The organism is Arthrobacter sp. NPDC080031 (genome assembly GCF_040702485.1).
Classification (GTDB): Bacteria; Actinomycetota; Actinomycetes; order Actinomycetales; family Micrococcaceae; genus Arthrobacter.
The window spans coordinates 69971-86819 of sequence record NZ_JBFBLA010000004.1; the positions used below are offsets into that span (position 1 = coordinate 69971).

The 16849-nt window shown below is 64.0% G+C and carries 19 protein-coding genes and 1 tRNA gene; 9 read left to right on the forward strand and 11 right to left on the reverse strand.

Translation table 11 applies throughout. From position 1 onward, the window contains the following. Positions 1-148: 148 nt before the first annotated feature. Together AB0323_RS04550 and htpX are read left to right on the forward strand one after the other, a co-directional pair. A complete protein-coding gene (locus tag AB0323_RS04550) occupies positions 149-1420 on the forward strand; it encodes an MFS transporter (protein ID WP_366176307.1) in 1272 nt (423 codons plus the stop codon). 115 nt (positions 1421-1535) lie between these two features. Continuing rightward, complete coding sequence (htpX, locus tag AB0323_RS04555; protein WP_366176308.1) at positions 1536-2405, forward strand: zinc metalloprotease HtpX; 870 nt, start codon at positions 1536-1538, stop codon at positions 2403-2405. 138 nt (positions 2406-2543) lie between these two features. Here htpX and AB0323_RS04560 read toward each other — a convergent pair whose 3' ends face one another. From AB0323_RS04560 to AB0323_RS04580, 5 genes are all read right to left on the reverse strand, one after another. Beyond that, positions 2544-2972, reverse strand: coding sequence for an ATP-binding protein (locus AB0323_RS04560; protein ID WP_366176309.1), 429 nt, complete (start codon positions 2970-2972; stop codon positions 2544-2546). Further along, complete coding sequence (locus AB0323_RS04565) at positions 2965-3297, reverse strand: STAS domain-containing protein (protein WP_366176310.1); 333 nt, start codon at positions 3295-3297, stop codon at positions 2965-2967. Before AB0323_RS04565 ends, AB0323_RS04560 begins: the two co-directional genes overlap by 8 nt. Then, positions 3281-5272 (reverse strand): glycosyltransferase family 2 protein, encoded by a 1992-nt coding sequence (locus AB0323_RS04570; RefSeq protein WP_366176408.1) that lies wholly within the window; start codon positions 5270-5272, stop codon positions 3281-3283. Before AB0323_RS04570 ends, AB0323_RS04565 begins: the two co-directional genes overlap by 17 nt. A 115-nt stretch (positions 5273-5387) precedes the next feature. Then, positions 5388-6581, reverse strand: coding sequence for a SpoIIE family protein phosphatase (locus AB0323_RS04575; protein WP_366176311.1), 1194 nt, complete (start codon positions 6579-6581; stop codon positions 5388-5390). Between the two features lie 181 nt (positions 6582-6762). After that, positions 6763-7254: a YajQ family cyclic di-GMP-binding protein gene (locus tag AB0323_RS04580; RefSeq protein WP_364535292.1), complete on the reverse strand. Its 492-nt coding sequence runs from the start codon at positions 7252-7254 to the stop codon at positions 6763-6765. Between the two features lie 204 nt (positions 7255-7458). Between AB0323_RS04580 and AB0323_RS04585 the strand changes: the two genes are divergently transcribed. Together AB0323_RS04585 and AB0323_RS04590 are read left to right on the forward strand one after the other, a co-directional pair. Further along, positions 7459-7725, forward strand: coding sequence for a hypothetical protein (locus AB0323_RS04585; protein ID WP_366176312.1), 267 nt, complete (start codon positions 7459-7461; stop codon positions 7723-7725). Between the two features lie 129 nt (positions 7726-7854). After that, positions 7855-7936: transfer RNA gene (locus AB0323_RS04590), tRNA-Tyr, on the forward strand. Positions 7937-8152: 216 nt separating this feature from the next. Here AB0323_RS04590 and AB0323_RS04595 read toward each other — a convergent pair. Then, complete coding sequence (locus AB0323_RS04595) at positions 8153-8377, reverse strand: hypothetical protein (RefSeq protein ID WP_366176313.1); 225 nt, start codon at positions 8375-8377, stop codon at positions 8153-8155. A 139-nt stretch (positions 8378-8516) separates the two neighbouring features. On the opposite strand from AB0323_RS04595, the gene AB0323_RS04600 reads away from it, so the two are divergent. After that, positions 8517-9062: an acyl-CoA thioesterase gene (locus AB0323_RS04600; protein ID WP_366176314.1), complete on the forward strand. Its 546-nt coding sequence runs from the start codon at positions 8517-8519 to the stop codon at positions 9060-9062. Between the two features lie 85 nt (positions 9063-9147). Here the strand turns inward: AB0323_RS04600 and AB0323_RS04605 are convergent, their stop codons facing one another. The 3 genes from AB0323_RS04605 to AB0323_RS04615 are packed head-to-tail and all read right to left on the reverse strand — an operon-like array spanning position 9148 to position 11574. Then, positions 9148-9948 carry an ABC transporter permease subunit gene (locus AB0323_RS04605; protein WP_366176315.1) on the reverse strand — a complete coding sequence of 267 codons (801 nt, stop codon included), beginning with the start codon at positions 9946-9948 and terminating at the stop codon, positions 9148-9150. Continuing rightward, positions 9941-10915 carry an ABC transporter ATP-binding protein gene (locus AB0323_RS04610; RefSeq protein WP_366176316.1) on the reverse strand — a complete coding sequence of 325 codons (975 nt, stop codon included), beginning with the start codon at positions 10913-10915 and terminating at the stop codon, positions 9941-9943. The genes AB0323_RS04605 and AB0323_RS04610 overlap by 8 nt, the downstream gene beginning before the upstream one ends. Continuing rightward, the gene (locus AB0323_RS04615) at positions 10912-11574 is read right to left on the reverse strand and encodes a TetR family transcriptional regulator (protein WP_366176317.1); all 663 of its coding nucleotides are present in this window, start codon (positions 11572-11574) and stop codon (positions 10912-10914) included. Before AB0323_RS04615 ends, AB0323_RS04610 begins: the two co-directional genes overlap by 4 nt. A gap of 158 nt (positions 11575-11732) precedes the next feature. Between AB0323_RS04615 and AB0323_RS04620 the strand changes: the two genes are divergently transcribed. Continuing rightward, on the forward strand, positions 11733-12104 hold the full coding sequence (locus AB0323_RS04620; protein ID WP_366176318.1) for a thioredoxin domain-containing protein: 372 nt from the start codon (positions 11733-11735) through the stop codon (positions 12102-12104). On the opposite strand, the gene AB0323_RS04625 is transcribed toward AB0323_RS04620, so the two are convergent. Beyond that, positions 12101-12379: a putative quinol monooxygenase gene (locus AB0323_RS04625; protein WP_284753335.1), complete on the reverse strand. Its 279-nt coding sequence runs from the start codon at positions 12377-12379 to the stop codon at positions 12101-12103. The two genes, AB0323_RS04620 and AB0323_RS04625, sit on opposite strands and share 4 nt — an antisense overlap. A 102-nt stretch (positions 12380-12481) precedes the next feature. Between AB0323_RS04625 and AB0323_RS04630 the strand changes: the two genes are divergently transcribed. Both AB0323_RS04630 and AB0323_RS04635 read left to right on the forward strand, forming a co-directional pair. Then, complete coding sequence (locus tag AB0323_RS04630; protein ID WP_366176319.1) at positions 12482-14155, forward strand: AMP-binding protein; 1674 nt, start codon at positions 12482-12484, stop codon at positions 14153-14155. Between the two features lie 138 nt (positions 14156-14293). Beyond that, the gene (locus tag AB0323_RS04635; RefSeq protein WP_366176320.1) at positions 14294-15256 is read left to right on the forward strand and encodes a hypothetical protein; all 963 of its coding nucleotides are present in this window, start codon (positions 14294-14296) and stop codon (positions 15254-15256) included. Between the two features lie 10 nt (positions 15257-15266). Here AB0323_RS04635 and AB0323_RS04640 read toward each other — a convergent pair whose 3' ends face one another. Then, positions 15267-16259, reverse strand: a complete 993-nt coding sequence (locus AB0323_RS04640) for a 3-methyladenine DNA glycosylase (protein ID WP_366176321.1) — start codon at positions 16257-16259, stop codon at positions 15267-15269. Between the two features lie 138 nt (positions 16260-16397). Between AB0323_RS04640 and AB0323_RS04645 the strand changes: the two genes are divergently transcribed. Then, complete coding sequence (locus AB0323_RS04645; protein ID WP_366176322.1) at positions 16398-16805, forward strand: VOC family protein; 408 nt, start codon at positions 16398-16400, stop codon at positions 16803-16805. Positions 16806-16849: the final 44 nt, after the last annotated feature.

Below are 16849 nucleotides of genomic sequence, written 5' to 3' on the forward strand. Positions count from 1 at the left end.
CGCCCATTGAAGCACTTATTATGAGTACTTCACAATAAGGTGAGGCTAACTTTGGATGAACCCGCCCGACGGCGGCCCGGACTTGGGCGCCCGACGGCAGCCCGCGGCGCTCCGGGAGGGCGGACGCATTGGTGGGTAGGGTTGGACGGTGGCGAAACTCCTGGCTGACATGACCCCGCTTCGCGAAAGCCCCGCATTCCGCCGCCTGTGGCTGGGGTCTTCGGTGTCGATGGTCGGATCCCAGCTGACTCTGGTTGCCGTGAGCCTTGAGGTTTACAGCATCACCCAACAAAGCCTTTACGTGGGCCTGCTCAGCATCTTTGCCTTGGTTCCGCTGGTGATCGCGGGTTTGTTCGGCGGTGCGCTTTCGGATGCCTATGACCGGCGGAAAGTCGCCATTGTTGCATCCCTCGTTTTGTGGGCCTGCAGCGTGGCCCTCGCGCTCCAAGCCTGGATCCAGCTGAACAATGTCTGGATCCTGTTCGTCCTCGTCGCGATCCAGAGCGGCGGGCAGGGCATCAACGGGCCGGCACGCAGCGCCATTATTCCCTTGCTGGTCCGGAAGGAGCTGCTGCCCGCCGCCAACGCACTGAGCATGCTCAACATGGGCATTTCCATGACGGCCGGCCCCCTGCTGGCCGGTGTGCTCGTTGCTTCGAGCGGTTTTGGCTGGACCTACACGATCGATGCCCTGAGCTTCGCGTTCGCGCTGTGGAGCCTTTTCAAGCTCCCGGCCCTTCCCGCGGCCGAGAACGCGTCGGCACCCGGCCTGCGTTCCGTCGTCGAGGGCTTCCGTTTCCTAGGCACCCGGCCCAACCTCCGCATGACCTTCATCATCGACCTCATTGCGATGATCTGCGCCCAGCCGCGCGCCCTCATGCCCGCGATCGGAGCCACGATGATCGGGGGTGGCGATACCACCGTGGGTGTGCTGCTCGCCTCCGTGGCTGTCGGCGCCTTCCTGGCGGGGCTGTTCTCCGGACCCCTGGGAAGGGTGCGGCGCCAGGGGAGTGCGGTGGTATGGTCCGTGGCCGGATGGGGCTTCTCGATCGCGGCTTTCGGCCTGGTCGTGGTCCTGGCCGGGGATGCGGGGCGCGGCGGGGTGACGCTCTGGATCATCCCTGCGGCCCTGTGTTGTGCCCTTGCCGGAATCTCGGACTCCGTCAGCGCGGTCTTCCGCACCACCATCCTGCAATCGGCCACTCCGGACCACATGCGGGGAAGGTTGCAAGGCGTGTTCATCGTGGTGGTTTCCGGTGGTCCGAGATTGGGAGACATGCTCGCCGGTGGGGTCACCAAAGTTCTCAGCGAAGGCTGGGTGCTGCTCCTCGGCGGCGTGCTGTGCGCGGTGCTGGCGTGGCTCGTGGCGCGCGGGCAGCGGGGTTTCCTCAGGTACGATTCCCTCCACCCGGTGCCTTAGGCCGCCGCAGCATTCGGTATCCCTAGGCTGGAACGTCCGGGCCGCCGTCGGCGTTAATCGGATCAGAACCAGCATGCAATGCAAGACAAAAGCCGTACTGCAAGAAAGTAGTGAAGTGCATAATCATCACAATGGCCTGAAGACCGCAGCGCTATTCGGTGTGCTCTGGGCGGTGCTGCTGGGACTCGGAGCCGTGATCGGCGTGGGCACCCGCAGTGCGTCGCCCATCTGGATCATGGCACTGATCGGCGTCGCGACAACTGCTTATGGGTATTGGAACAGCGACAAGATCGCCATCCGCTCCATGGCCGCGTACCCGGTTTCGGAAGCGCAGGCTCCGCAGCTGTACCAGATCGTCCGGGAACTCTCCGTTCGGGCGAACCAACCCATGCCGCGGATCTACATTTCTCCGACGATGACCCCCAATGCCTTCGCCACGGGACGCAATCCGAAGAACGCCGCCGTGTGCTGCACCGCGGGCATCCTGAACTTGCTCGATGCGCGCGAGCTCCGCGGCGTCCTCGGGCATGAACTCATGCACGTCTACAACCGCGACATCCTCACCTCGTCCATCGCGGCCGCCGTCGCCGGCGTCATTACCTCGGTGGGCCAGATGCTGCTGTTCTTCGGCGGCGGGGACCGGCGGAACGCCAACCCCATTGCCATGATCGCCATGGCGCTCCTCGCGCCGTTTGCCGCCTCTCTGATCCAGCTCGCCATTTCCCGCACGAGGGAGTACGACGCCGACCACGACGGCGCGGAGCTCACCGGGGATCCGCTGGCGCTCGCCTCAGCCCTCCGCAGGATCGAAGCGGGCGTGAAGCAAGTGCCGCTGCCACAGGATCAGCGCCTCGTGAATACTTCACACCTCATGATCGCCAACCCGTTCCGCGGCGGGGCCATGACCAAGCTGTTCGCCACCCACCCGCCAATGCGTGAGCGCATCGAGCGGCTCGAACGGATGGCTGGCCGGACGCTCTCCTAGCTGTCACGTGCTGCAACTTTTTGGAGCGGGCGGATCGGTGCGGTGCCGGAATCCCGGGGTTTTCGCCAGGCCTCGACTCCAAAAAGTTGCCTGGCGTGACGCGCCGCCGTCGTACTCCGCGCCGCCTAGGTTACCTTCCTAGTCCTCCAGTCGGGATTTGGTGAGGATCCAGGTGTTCGTTCCGTTCTCGCGCCGGAAGGTCACCGTGGTGACGAGCGCGTGGATGAGAGCAAGGCCGCGGCCGGACTCGGCGTCTGCATCCGGCATCGCTGAGCCGGCGTCGAGCGCCGCGGGGTTCGCTGCCCCGAAAGCGCTGACCCGGGCCTCCAGGCTCCCGGCGGTCACAATGAGGTCCACTCCGATTTCGACGGGCCGGGCGGTCTCGGGGACGGCGTGCTGGATGACATTGCTGGCCGCCTCAATCACGGCCGTGGCAAATGTCATCCGGTCCAGCTCCGGCACAAACGGAGCATCCTCCCAGACGGCGTCGAGTTCGCTGTGCACAACCTCGAGTGCCTCCGGGAGGGCCGCTTGGCGGAGCGACCGCCGGGCCAGGATCTCAGCCATTCGCGAAGGCTTCGGCGGCGGAGGGATAGGACATCAGGACCTTGTCGATGCTGGTCAGGCCGAGGACCATCTGGACCTGGGGCTGCACCTGGGCAATCCGCAGGTCGCCGCCGGCTTGCCGGGCGGCCTTCAGGCAGCCGATCAGGGCCCCGAGGCCAGAGGAATCCATGAAGGAAGTCTCCTGGAGGTTGACCACAATCCGGTTGGTTCCCGCGGCGACTACTTCGGCAACCATCTCCCGAAGCTTCGGCGCGGACACCATATTCAGCCGACCCTCGGCGGTGATCTCAGCGTAGTGGTCTTTGACGTCATAGCTCAGGTCCATTGGCGGTCCTTTCAGTACGGGCTTCGATGGTTCCGGCGTCTGGTTCCCCGGAATCGTCGGTCCGGAAACCGCGGTAGCGGACGGCACGTACCAGGATGCTCATGACGAGCAAGTCAAACAGCATCCATAGTACGTTGACAAAGGTTCCGATCGGCTCGGACATTCCGGCGACCAACCGGCCGATGCCCGCGATCGCGGCAAGCACCAGCAGCACGGATACGACAATCTGGGGCCGGATCAGGGCCCACCGCGGACCCCCGTCCTGCCGGTCCTTGGGTGTCACGGCGAAGTCAAGCGGCCGCCCGAACCAGACGTTGCGTGCTGCCGTCGTGCACGCCTTGATCCAGGTTGGAAATAGCGCCAGGCTGTACTGCTGGCCGCGCCAGGTGGGGATGCCCCGGCCGGCGACGGCGAAAAGGATCTGGTTGACCACCATGAAAGGAATGAACCGCACGAAGAAGTCCGCGCTGAGGCTCGAGACGGGAAGGATGCCGAACAGAAGGTAGATCACCGGCGCGGCGAAGTAGACGACAGCGGCGAAGCCGCTGAAATAGCTCCACATCGTTGCGAAATACATCAGCCGCTGTCCCAGGCTGAGTCCGCGCTGTACCAACGGATTCTCCCGCAGGAAGACCTGGATGGTTCCCTGAGCCCAGCGCAGGCGCTGCGTCAACATGGTGCCCAGGTCCTCGGGGGCGAGGCCGTGGGCCAGGATCTCGTGGTGGTACACGCTGTGCCAGCCCATGGCGTGCATCCGCATTGCGGTGGCCATGTCCTCGGTGACGGATATGGTGGCCAGCGGCATCACCGGCTGAGCCTCACCGGTACGCTCCACCGACAGGGCGTCAAGTACCGCCTGGACGGATTCGATGGCGCCCAGCGGTGACCAGTCATGTGCCGAGAGTCGCTGAATTGCGTCATCGGTAACTACAGGGACGCCGGCCTCACCGACCTCGACCGCCGACATTGCGGCGATCTCCGCCAAGTCGGACTGGAGTGCAGAGAGGTCGGCCTGCACTACCGTTTGCACGGCAAGGTCCACCCGCCGGCGTACCCGGTAGGTGATCTCGCTGAGCGGTTCGCCGTCGTCGAGCCGGCGTCGGGCCTCAAGGGTGGCCGCTTCCACCTCGTCGAGGGTCTGTTGCAGGAGTTCTGGTGCGCCGGCGGCGGTCCGCCGTGCCTTGCGGATCGCGGAACGGGACGCATCCAAGGCGCGGCGGACGCTTTTCTCGGTTTCCCGGACATACCCCACCAAACCGAGCTGCATGAGCGCTTCCCGGCGGAGCACAGCATTGGAGCCGCAGAAAAATGCCGCGTTCCAACCGTCCTTCCCCTGCTGGATCGGCCCGTAAAACAATGGGGCCTGGCTGCCCAGCGGATCGCTGTCGGGAACGTTGATGAAGTATTGCGGTGTCTGGACCAAGGCCACCTGGTGGTGGTTGAAGTAACCCAGTGTCTTGTCCAGGATGTCCGGGCTCGGTACCTGGTCCGCGTCCAGAATGAGGAGAAACTCGCCGGAGGTCATCATCAAGGCGTTGTTGAGGTTGCCGGCCTTGGCATGGCGTGGCATGCCCTCCCACTCCGTTGACCGGGTGACGTAGCCGAGGCCGTGTCGGGCCGCCAGCTGACGGAGTTCGGCGCGGTTGCCGTCGTCCAGGATCCAGGTGCTGTGCGGGTGCCGGATCCGTTGGGCGGCCAGAGCCGTCCTCATCACCAGTTCCAGAGGCTCGTTATAGGTGGTGACGAAAACGTCCACGGTGGTATCCGGCGGCGCGGCGGCCGGCGGTGTGCGGTGCTTGATCCGCCACACGGTCATTCCAAAAAGCAGAACGTCGATCAGGCTGTAAGTTTCGGCGGCGACCAGCGGCACCGCAATCCACCAGGCATCCCAGTTGAGCGAGGCCAACCACCGCCAGAGGATGTAGTTGGCTCCGGTGACCAGCGTAAGTATCACCAACAGGCGGACGGCGACCACTTGGAGGCGCCCGGACCGACGGCGGGTGTCAGCGTCGGGGCCCGGAGCCGGTGGCGTTTGGCGCACGCGGAATTCCTTTCGGGAAGGTGCGGGACGGTGAGCGGGGACGCCGGTGTCAGGCGCCGGAAGCGTTCCGCTGCAGCAGGACCGCGGTGATGTCGTCCAGGATGCCTGTCTTTCCGCGGCGGTCGCACCAGGTCTTCACCGCCGCGTCCGGGCTGGTGCCCGGTGCACGGTGTGCGATGACGGCTGCCAGCTGGTCCAGGTCGCTGCCATGGAGGTCCAGGAGTCCGTCGGTCGCAATCAGGAGTCCGTCGCCGGGTTCCAGGCTGAAGGGCAGCGTGGCCCAGTCCTGGCCGGGCATCAAGCCCATGGGAGGCCCTGTGGTGGGGAGGCGTTCGAGCGTTCCGTCCGCCCGCAGGATGTGGCTAAGGCCCTGCCCGGCATCGGCGTAGTGGCCTTTGCCGGTGGCCGGGTGGATGACGGCGTGAAAGACCGTCGCATAGGAGCCGGCCCGCGTGAGCTTATCCTCCACGCTGTCGCTTGCGGAGCGGAGGGTGGCCGCCGGTCCGTCGTGCCAGCCGGTGGCGGCAAAGGCGGAATGCACCGTCCCCGCCACGAGGCCCGGCCCCACGCCCTTGCCCATAGCGTCGCCAACGGTCAATCGGAAGCTGCCGTCCGTGGTGGTGCCCAGGTCATAGAAATCCCCGCTGACTCCGAACGCCGGGTAGAAGCAGGTTCCCAGCGCGTAGCCAGCCGGGGCTGGGGGATCGGCGGGCCGGAGCGCCCGCTGCATGCGGGCGCCGTTGTCGATGTCCCAGGACAGGTTCATTTCCCGCTGGATGATGGCCGTGAGGTCCTCAAGGACCCTCCGCTCTTCCTTCGAGAAGGTGCGGGGCGACTGGTCGATGATGCAAAACGTCCCGACGTGTGTGCCGCCGGGACCGGTGAGCGGGCGTCCGGCATAGAACTTGATGTGGGGGTTGCCGGTGACCAGCGGGCTGTTCCGGAAACGTTCGTCGATGATCGCGTTTTCCACCACCAGGGCATCGGCGGACTTGATGGTCTCGGTGCAGAAGGTGTGGCGCCGTTCGGACTCGCGGGACAGCGGACCCACGAATGACTTAAGGAATTGACGGTTCCCGTCGATCAGCGCGATGCTGGCGGCGCTCACGCCGAAGAGGGCCTGGGCGAGCCGGGTGATCCGGTCGAACCGTTCCTCCGGAGGCGTGTCCAATAGCCGGCTCTTGGCCAGGTCCTCCAAACGGTCTCGTTCAGTGGCCTCGACGTACTGGTCTGTCAGTGTCATACAGTGCTCGCACTTCATTCATGATTCGGGTCCTCCATCGGAGGTCACAGCCTGAACCAGCCTATATTCAGACAACCGAGGACCGCAGGGTCAAGTCTGATCGCTGCGGTCCTCGGGGATTCTGCGGACTCTGTGCGGACTACGGAAGCAACGCCCCGGTAATCACGCCGCAGAAACGGTCTTAGCTGCGGAAGTTCACGAACTGGAGATCGGCCTCTTCGAACTTCTTCAGGATGTTCATGGTTTCCTGCAGGTCATCGCGCGACTTCGAGGTGACGCGGAGCTCGTCGCCCTGGATCTGGGACTTGACGGACTTCGGGGCTTCGTCGCGGATGATCTTGTTGATCTTCTTGGCGATGTCCTGGGCAATGCCCTCCTTGATGGAGCATTCCAGGCGGAATTCCTTGCCGGAGGGGTAAGGCTCGCCCTGGTCGAGGGACTTCAGGGAGATGCCGCGCTTGATGAGCTTGGACTGGAACACGTCCAGGACGGCAAGAACGCGGTCCTCCGAATTGGCTTTCAAGAGAATCTTTTCGCCGCTGAAGTCGATCTCGGCGCCGACGCCCTTGAAGTCGTATCGCTGTGCGATTTCCTTCTGGGACTGGTGGAGCGCGTTGGCGACTTCCTGCTTGTCTACCTTGCTGACGACGTCGAATGTGGATTCGCCTGCCATGACTCTCCTTTGGTTGGTGCGTTGCGTTTGATTGGTGCGTTGCGGCCCGGAAACGGGCGGCTTTGTCTGCCAACCAGCCTAATACGGAAGCGCCCGGCGTGTGCCGGGCGTTCACAGTTCGCTCACAGGACACGCATGGCCGGAACTGAGACTGCCCGGACAGAGTTGTATCAGTTTGAAGACCCCATCCTGAAAGGGAGCACCATGAGCAAGCAGGCCGTCCGATACGTCACCAAGTCAGCTGCTGCCGCGGCCGGTTCCATCGGAGTCGCTGCCGCCACCGCCGCAAGCGCGGTTGCAGCCGCAGCGCTCGCGGCGTCCGTGGTCTTGAGCCCGGTCCCTGACGCGGCATCGCGGATGGATGGCGTCCACGCGGACTTGTTGCGGGCCGTGCAGCTCAACCAGATCACCTTGGAGCAGGCGGCCAGTTTCGAGGCCAAGCTGGCCGGCCGGATACTCGGAGATGCCTGAGATTTCAGCCGATTTTGGGGCCTTGAGGCCTCGATTCGATTCTTCGGCGGAAGTTCTGTAAGGTTGTCTTGCTCGCGCTTACCGGATCGGAAACGAAACGATGATCGGGAGTGACTTCTTTTGAAGTTCGGCAGATTACCCGAGCGGCCAAAGGGGGCTGACTGTAAATCAGCTGGCAACGCCTACGGGGGTTCGAATCCCTCATCTGCCACAAAATTAAATCCCCGGAACCATTGGTTCCGGGGATTTTTTTGTGTGTCCGGCTCCCGGTTCGACGCGGAAAATGTTCCGCGTGGCGCAAGTGGACCTTCGACACTGGAATTCCGGTGTCGTCAGGGATTCGGCGTGTCGACGGCGCCTGCTGAGGCGCCTGCCACCGTGCCGCCGGCTCTCGGTGGCTCACGACGGCGACACGCCCCCGCCGCTTTTAGCTGGCGCTGCCCGGCTCCAGCCAGTACCCGTCCTGGTGGTGCACGAGTTGCCGGCCCAGGCCTCCGGACAACTGGATCCAAAGCGTGCTGCGGTCCTCGGTCATGCCGTCCAAGGTGCCGATGATCCTGTTGCCGCGGGTGTCCTGCAACACCAGCTCCTGGTGGAGCGGCAGTTCAGGCCACACCTCTGCGTGTGCCCTGATGGTTTGGGTGGTGCTCACGGGATCTCCTTGGTGCCTTCTGCAATTTGTTTTCAGACATTCTTCCCGTGGCATGTGAACCGGCGGTAAACGACATGCCATGCAATGACACACAAGACGAGGCTGTCCCGAAATGTTACTGCGGAGTAACATGGCGCTTATGCATTTGCTTCTCCGAACCCTCTTGATCTTGTTCACTTCGTCCAGGCGGAGCCGGCTCAGCGTTTGGGGCACATCCTCGCTGCCCATGCGAGTGCTGCCCACGGACATCGACATTGCGATGCATGTCAACAACGGCATGTATTTCTCGCTCATGGATCTCGGACGCTTCGACCTCATGGTGCGCGCAGGGATCTGGCAAAAGATGCGCCGCCGCCGCTGGAGCCCGGTGGCTGCGGGGGAGACCATCGCCTTCCGGAAGTCGTTGCAGCTTTGGCAGCAATACACCATCGAGTCCAAGATCATCGGGCTCGATTCCAAAGCGATCTACTTTGAACAACGCATGGTGGTCGACGGCGAGATCTACGCCCGCGCGCACATTGCCACCCGGCTTGTCGCCAAGGGCCGGCCCGTTAGCCAGGAAGAAATCCTGGCCGAGTTCGGTGAGCCTCCCGCAGACCTCGAGCTTCCGGAATGGATCCACGAGTGGCGCGAGAACAACGCGCTCCCCGGCGCGCGCAAAACCGCCCCGCACTTCTGGCACTAGCACTTCTGGCACTAGCACATCTGGCACTTACGCCTCAGGGCGCTGGTCCCGCCGGGCACTTGGGGCCCGGCGCCCGCACGCGTCGCTACGCCCCGACGTCGCGCCTTTGCAGCGCAACCGCGCTCAGCAGCACCAGTCCTGCCGAGATTCCCCAGAGCCAGCCGGCTGCGGCCCAATCCGCCCCATTGGTCACCGGTGAGTTGCCGTAGGCCCAGTGATACGGGGAGAGATTGAGCAGCCAGTTAAGGTCCGGGCTTTGCCTGCCCACGGCATTGAACACGTAACCCAGCACTCCGATAGCCGCCCCCACCGCGAGCCCGTACGCTTTCCGCCCTGTCAGCGCGCCGGCGAACAGCGCCCCTGTGCCGCTAAGGAGTGCGAGCCCCGCAAACATGACCGTGGCGCCGAACAGGTTTTGCGGGTTGATCTTCAGCTGCGCCGATTCATTGAGCGAGAGGATCAGCACGAGGACCAAGACAGCGAGCAGGACCACGCGCAAGGCGATAGCCAGCGCCCGCTCAAACGCGACTTGGATCCTGGTCACGCCGTGGGCGAGCGTGAGTTCCAATTGTCCGGACTCCTCGTCGCCCGCTATTGCCGCAGCGCCCCAGGATACGGTGGCAATCGTCATGAGGAGGAAGCCGATGAGCCCGAACACCGTAGCTTGGGTGTACCCGGTGCCTGTGGCGATCTGGTCGTAATTCAAGGCCTTGGTCATTTCAGGTGGCAGGGCATTGATCATGCCCTGCATTTGCGAGCTGCCGCCGATCGAAGGGAAGAGTGGAAGGTAGAGGGCGATGGCGGCCGCCAACCCGGCCGCCCAGCCGAGGGAGGAACGCCAGGGATCCAGGAATGCGCGCCTGAAGAGAGGCAGTTTCCTATTCATTGCGGGCCCCTTTCATTGCCTTCAGCGGCTTGCGGCCGGTGCCGTTGCGCTTGCCGTTGCCTGTCATCCCGTACAGCTTGAGCACCGATTCCTCCAAGTCCGGCTCTTCCAGCACCAGGTCCTTCAGTTCAAGCGTGGACAGTGCCTGTACCAACGGTTGGATGCCGCCTTCCAGAACCGCGCAGACCTCGACGCCGTCGCCCACTTCGAGCACCTCAAGCGCCCCGACACCGGATACCCGGCCCAGCAGCGCACCGGCGTCGTCCGCCGTGATGCCGCTGGCGGTGAGCCGCAAATGCCGGAGGGCAGTCTCGCGGAGGGCATCCACGGTGGCGACCGTGACGATCTTGCCGTCCCGCAGGATCGCGACCTCGTCCGCGGCCTGTTGGACTTCGCTGAGGACATGCGAACTCAGGAAGATGGTTTGTCCCTTGTCGCGGGCTTCCCGCACCATGGCCAGGAACTCCTGTTGGACCAAGGGATCCAGCCCGCTGGTAGGTTCGTCCAGAACGAGGAGCTCGGGGTTGTGCATGAATGCCTGGACCAGCCCGAGCTTCTGTTTGTTTCCTTTGGAAAGCTTGCGCGTGTGGCGGTCGAGGTCCAGGTCCAGGCGTTCAGCGAGTTCGTCGATGCGTCCGGGTTTCACCGGGCCGCTGATCGCAGCATAGTGGTCCAGCAGCCTGCGTCCGGTGATGCGCTGCTCCAGGAAAAGCTCGCCCGGGAGGTAGCCGATCCTGCGCCGCAGCTCGGGTCCGGCGTGGCGCGGATCTTCGCCGAGCACCTGAACATGTCCACCGCTTGGGCGGATGATGTCCAGCAGGCAGCGCATGGTGGTGGTCTTGCCGGCACCATTGGGACCGATGACGCCGAACACGCTGCCCGGTTCCACGCTGAAGTCGATGCCGTGCAGGACTTCCCGGCGGCCGAACTTCTTGCGCAGGCCTTCGACGACGATTGCCTGTTTCATGATGCGGTCCCGGTTCCAGTGGGTTCGGGTGCCGGTTCCGCCAGCGCGGCCCGCGCGGCATCGAGGAACCGGGTGTCGGTGTAGAAGCCGTGGGTGTAGAGGTCAACGGTAGGGAGTGTCAGTACGCGGAGCATGTCCGGACCCAGCTCGCTCGTCCCCGACGCCCTGGCCGCGTGCCTGCCCAGTACCAGCATGGCAAGGCTATTCGTCGCGACCACGACGGCGGTGGTTGCCACGTCGTCGAAGGCGCGGATGGTGCCGCCCGCGATTCCGGCTTCGATGATGGCCCGGGTTTGCGCAACCACGGCGTCAAAGAAGGCGTCACCGGCGTCGGACTCGTCGCCGAGGGACTGCCGGACATACGCGATCTCGTGGGCGTATTGCTCAGGGTGGGACAGGAAGTCCTGGATCTGTGTGCCCACTGCCTCGGGGTCGGTTTTCCGGATGCCCTGTCCGGCCGTTTCGGCCAAGACGTGGTGGTCGCAGGCTTCGCGGAGACCGGCTTTGCTGCCGAAGTGGTGGATCACGAGGCCAGGGCTGACGCCTGCCTCGGCGGCGACGGCCCGGATGGTGGCGGAGAAGCCTTGCTTGCCGAACACGGCAATGGCGGCGTCTCGGATGCGGGCGCGGGTGCTGAGATCGTCGACTGCTGAACGCATGTTTAACATACTAAACATGCGTTCAATGGTTCGCTAGGGTGATTTTCCTGAGAGGCTCGGCTCGGCCGGATCCCAGCGCCCGCCGTCGTGGTTTATTCCCGGTTTGCCGGGTAGCGAACAAGCGCGACTTCGAACGCGGCGTCGCGTACCGTGGAAGCATGGCTACAGTTGACATCACCGGCGAGCAGTTCGCATCGACCATCGAGGGCAATGACATTGTCCTGGTGGATTTCTGGGCTGCGTGGTGCGGCCCGTGCAGGCAGTTTGCCCCCACATACCAGGCCGCTTCCGAGAAGCATCACGATGTCTTCTTCGCCAAAGTGGACACCGAGGCCGAGCAGCAGCTTGCCGCCGAAGCCGGTATCTCCTCGATCCCCACGCTTATGGCCTTCCGCGAAAAGGTCCTCGTGTTCTCGCAGCCGGGGGCACTGAACGGACCCCAGCTGGAACAGGTCATCGAAGCTGTCAAGGGGCTCGACATGGATGAGGTCCACGCGCACATCGCAAAGCAGCGCGCAGAAAACTCCTAGAGGCGCTCGAGCTTCACCGGCTCCGCCAGCAGCGCGCTGAGGGATTCATTGAGGTCCTGGACGGCGATGCCCTTGGAATGGATGTCGAGGTGTTCCTCCGAGGCCCACTGCTCGGTCAGGACCAGCTTGTCCTCGTTGGCTTCGGTGAGCTCGTAGCGGATGCAGCCGGGTTCGTTCACCACTTCGTCGATCGCGATTTCCAGCGCGAGCTTGACGCGGAAGAATTCGCCGTCGTTGGGGATGAACGTGGCCTGCAGGTCAATGGGTGCACTCATGGGATTCACATTACCGGTTGGCCCGGCAAGGCCCTGAAATATTTTGTAGGACTTCCAAGCAAAAGTCTTCTCTTGGCCCCGCGGAGTTGGTAGCGTGCGTTCATGCTTTCCTACACAGCCGGGGACACTGACGTCCCGCTGCTTGAAGAGACCATCGGCGCCAACTTTGAACGCAACGCGGCGCAGTTTCCGCTACGGGACGCGCTCATCGAAGCCGCCGTGGTACCCGGCGATGAGGCTCGGCGCTGGAGCTACGAAAAGCTGAACGACGACGTCGACCGCCTCGCGCGTGCGCTGCTCGCCACGGGCGTCGCCAAGGGTGACAGGGTGGGCATCTGGAGCCCGAACTGCGCCGAATGGACCATCCTGCAATACGCGACGGCGAAGGTCGGCGCGATCCTGGTCAACGTCAATCCGGCGTACCGCAGCCACGAACTCGAATTCGTGGTCCGCCAGAACGGCATGCGGATGCTGGTGGCCGCCCCATCGGACAAGAACAGTGACTACGTGGGCATGGCCCGGGAAGCTTTGGCCAGCTGCCCGGAGCTTCGGGAGCTGGTGTTCCTTCCCGATCTAGGACTGGACATGCTCAACGCAGGCGAACCGCAAACGGACGCCGAGCTCACGTACGCCGAACTGCTCAAGCGGGCAGACGACGTCGCGCCCTCAATGCTCAAGGCTCGCATGGCGGAACTGGACCCGCACGATCCGATCAATCTGCAATACACCTCGGGGACCACAGGCTTCCCCAAAGGTGCCACGCTGACCCACCACAACATCCTCAACAACGGCAACCAGATCGGCAGGCTGCTGGGTTACACGGAACGCGACCGGGTGGTCCTTCCGGTGCCGTTCTACCACTGTTTCGGCATGGTCATCGGGAACCTGAATGCCCTCAGCTACGGCGCGGCCACCATCATTCCGGGCCGCGGATTCACCCCGGCGGCAGCCTTGGAAGCCGTGCAGGATTTTGGCGGGACCTCCCTGTACGGGGTGCCCACCATGTTCATCGCCGAGCTGGCTTTGCCCGATTTCGCCTCCTACGATCTCTCCACGCTGCGTACCGGCGTCATGGCGGGCTCCCTGTGCCCCATCGAGGTCATGGAGCGTGTCATCTCCGAGATGAACATGCGGGATGTGGCAATTTGCTACGGAATGACCGAGACTTCCCCCGTGTCCACCATGACCCTCGCGGCTGACACCCTGGAGCAAAGGACCACGACCGTCGGGCGCACCATGCCCCGGCTCGAGTCCAAGATCGTGGATCCAGGGACCGGCGAAACCCTGGAACGCGGGGGAATCGGTGAACTGTGCACGCGGGGCTACGCCGTGATGGCCGGGTATTGGGGCCAGCCGGAGAAGACAGCCGAGGCAATCGACGACGAAGGCTGGATGCACACCGGCGACCTTGCCCGTATGGACCCGGACGGTTTCATCGTGATCGAGGGCCGCATAAAGGACATGGTCATCCGAGGCGGAGAGAACGTCTATCCCCGCGAAATCGAGGAGTTCCTGTACCGGCATCCTGCCATCCAGGATGTCCAGGTCATCGGGGTTCCTGATGCCAAGTACGGCGAAGAGCTGATGGCCTGCATCATCCTCAAACCCGGAGCAGCTCTGGACCTGGAAGGAGTGCAGGAGTTCTGCCGGGGCAAACTGGCCCACTACAAGATCCCGCGCTACGTGGACATCAGGGAGAGCTTCCCCATGACGGTGTCCGGCAAGGTGCGCAAGATCGACATGCGCGAAGAAGCGATCGCCCGCCTGGGACTCTAAGCTCTGATCCAACGCGGGGTCACTTACGGCCCGTGTCGGGCAGCAACACGGGCCGTAAGTGACCCCGCGTTGGGGTGGTTGAAAGTCAGCCTGTGGATAACCCCTTTCCGGGGTCAAATTGCGGACAAACTGGATCCCATGGTCCGCATCACTCCGTTGCCGAAGGAACTCAGTAGCCGTCCTTTCACGGTCTATGAATCGCGTGTACTGGGCGTGGCTCCCAAGCGACTACGGGCCAGGGATGTGTCCGACGGCGGCCGCCTGATCTACTTGCCTGCGGGTCGTGAGTTCGCGTTTGCCGAACGGGCGCGGATCCTTGCCGCGGCAACACCCGGTGCCTGGGTGTCCCATGAGAGCGCCGCGATACTGACCCGGCTCGGCCTTCCACCATGGCTTGGCGGCGGTAAGACGGTCCACCTCAGCAAGCCCCATGGGCTACCGCGGGTCCGCCGGACCGGAGTGACGGGGCACCGAGTCCGTGTGTTGCCGGGCGAAGTCACGGAAATAGATGGAATCCCAGTGTCTTCCCCATCCCGTACGTGGCTTGACCTGGCGCATCAGTTGCCGCTGCGGTACGTGATTGCCATGGGCGACCAATTGATCCGCATGCCCCGGCCCGGCTTTGAAGGAAGGACGGAGCCCTACGCGCACAAGGAAGGGCTGCGCCTGCTGATCCGGCAGCATCCGAACATGAAAGGCGTGGAGAAGGCCCGGCTTGCCGTCGAAGACATGCGGGTCGGAGCAGACTCGTTTCCGGAGACGTTCCTGCGGTTGGCCATGGTGGATGCGCGATTGCCTGAACCGGAATTGCAGCTCCGCCTCGATCCGGACGATCCATGGTCGCCGTCCGCGGACCTGGGGTACCGGCGGTTCCGGATCGCCGTGCAGTATGACGGTGCGCCGCATCTCGCTCGGGAACGGCAGACAAGGGACAATCGGAGAGACGAGGCCTTCACCAGCGCCGGCTGGTCCTACTTCAAGGCCAACGCCGATGACCTGGCCGAAGGGTTCACCGGCCTCATCGGCCGGATCAAGCGGGCGAAACCCCCAACGCGGGGTCACTTACGGCCCATGCCGGGCAGCAACATGGGCCGTAAGTGACCCCGCGTTGCTAGTGTCCTCGGTGGTCCTGGATGGTCATCCGGGGTCCGAAGGTGGGCTTGCGGAAGCCGCTCAGCCCGAGCATCCGGACTACCCGCTGCCGGTGCCCGCGCCAGGGTTCCAGGAGGGCGATCATTCCGGCGTCGTCCGTTTTCCTGCCCGTAAGTGCGTACCCGACGTACGAGGCCAAATGGTAGTCGCCCACCGCGATCGAATCCGGGCAGCCATGGGTCCGCTGGACAACCTCGGCAGCCGTCCAGATGCCAATGCCCGGAATGGTCTGCATCTTGGCCCCGGCTTCGGCCGCGCTGAGTGAGGCAAGCCGTTCAAGCGCGACGGCGGATCGCAGCGCCCGCATGACGGTTGCCGAACGTTGGGGACCCACGCCGGCCTTGTGCCATTCCCATGAAGGAATGGCCAACCACTGGGCGGCGGTTGGTGCGACGAGCAGGCTCGACGGCAGGCTCGACGTCGAAAGTCGGCCAGCGCCGGGGGCTGCGGTTCCGTACCGGTACATCAGGTAGCGGTATCCCCGCCGGGCTTCGATAGTGGTGACCTTTTGCTCAAGAATGGTGGGCACGAGGGAGTCGACTACCCGGCCGGTGGTAGGTAAACGGACGGCGAGGTTCCGGCGTCGGGCTTCCCTGACCATCCGTGGGAGGGTGGCATGGAAGGCGGCATCGTCGAAGCCGGACCAGTCGTCGCCGCTTCCCAACAGTGCAGGCACAGAGGCGATGGCGGAGCCCGACCCGGAGCCCCAAGCCTGGGCATCGACATGCGTGTCTTGGCCGCTTCCCGCGGCGGTGAGGCGCAAGGTGGCCGGACCGTCCGGCGTCGTGAAGGCCATCCACACACCGTCCTGCCGCGCCGCGAACGAGGGATCGCCGTTGCCGCGCATGAGGATTCCCAGGGTCTGCAGAAGGTCGAAGGGACCGCCGGGGTGCCATCGAACGGAGGCGTCGGCCGCAGCCGCTGCGGCCGGTGGGACATCGACGATGGTCATTCATTCATGGTCGCATGCTCGTCCGACAACACTCTAAAAGAGCGACGTCCAAGCCCTTACGCCGCGAAACCCACAAGACTAGACTCCACGTGTGGCGCGGGGCGTCTGCGCCTTCCATGACAATCTCAGGAGAACGCAATGGCCGGTGTTGTGCATTTTGAAATCCCCGCGGACGACAAGGAGCGGGCCAACACTTTTTACCAGGGTGCCTTCGGCTGGACGCTCAATCCCATGCAGGAGATGGACTACACGATCGCAATCACCACGCCTTCAGATCCGCAGACCGGTATGCCGAGCGCGCCCGGGGCCATCAATGGTGCACTGTTCCCGCGCTCGGAAGAGTTGAAGACGCCCGTCATCACGGTTGACGTCGAAGACATCGAGGCTTCGCTTGGCCAGATCGAGAGTGCGGGCGGTTCGGTTGTCAAAGGCAAGGACGCTGTTCCGGGCATGGGCTACTACGCCTATTTCAAGGACACTGAAGGCAACATCCTGGGCCTCTGGCAGACCGACTCTTCGGCAGGTAGCCCTGCACCGGCTGAGTGAGTCGATTGTTCGGGGGCTAGTTCGCGCTGATTCCGGGGGCTAGT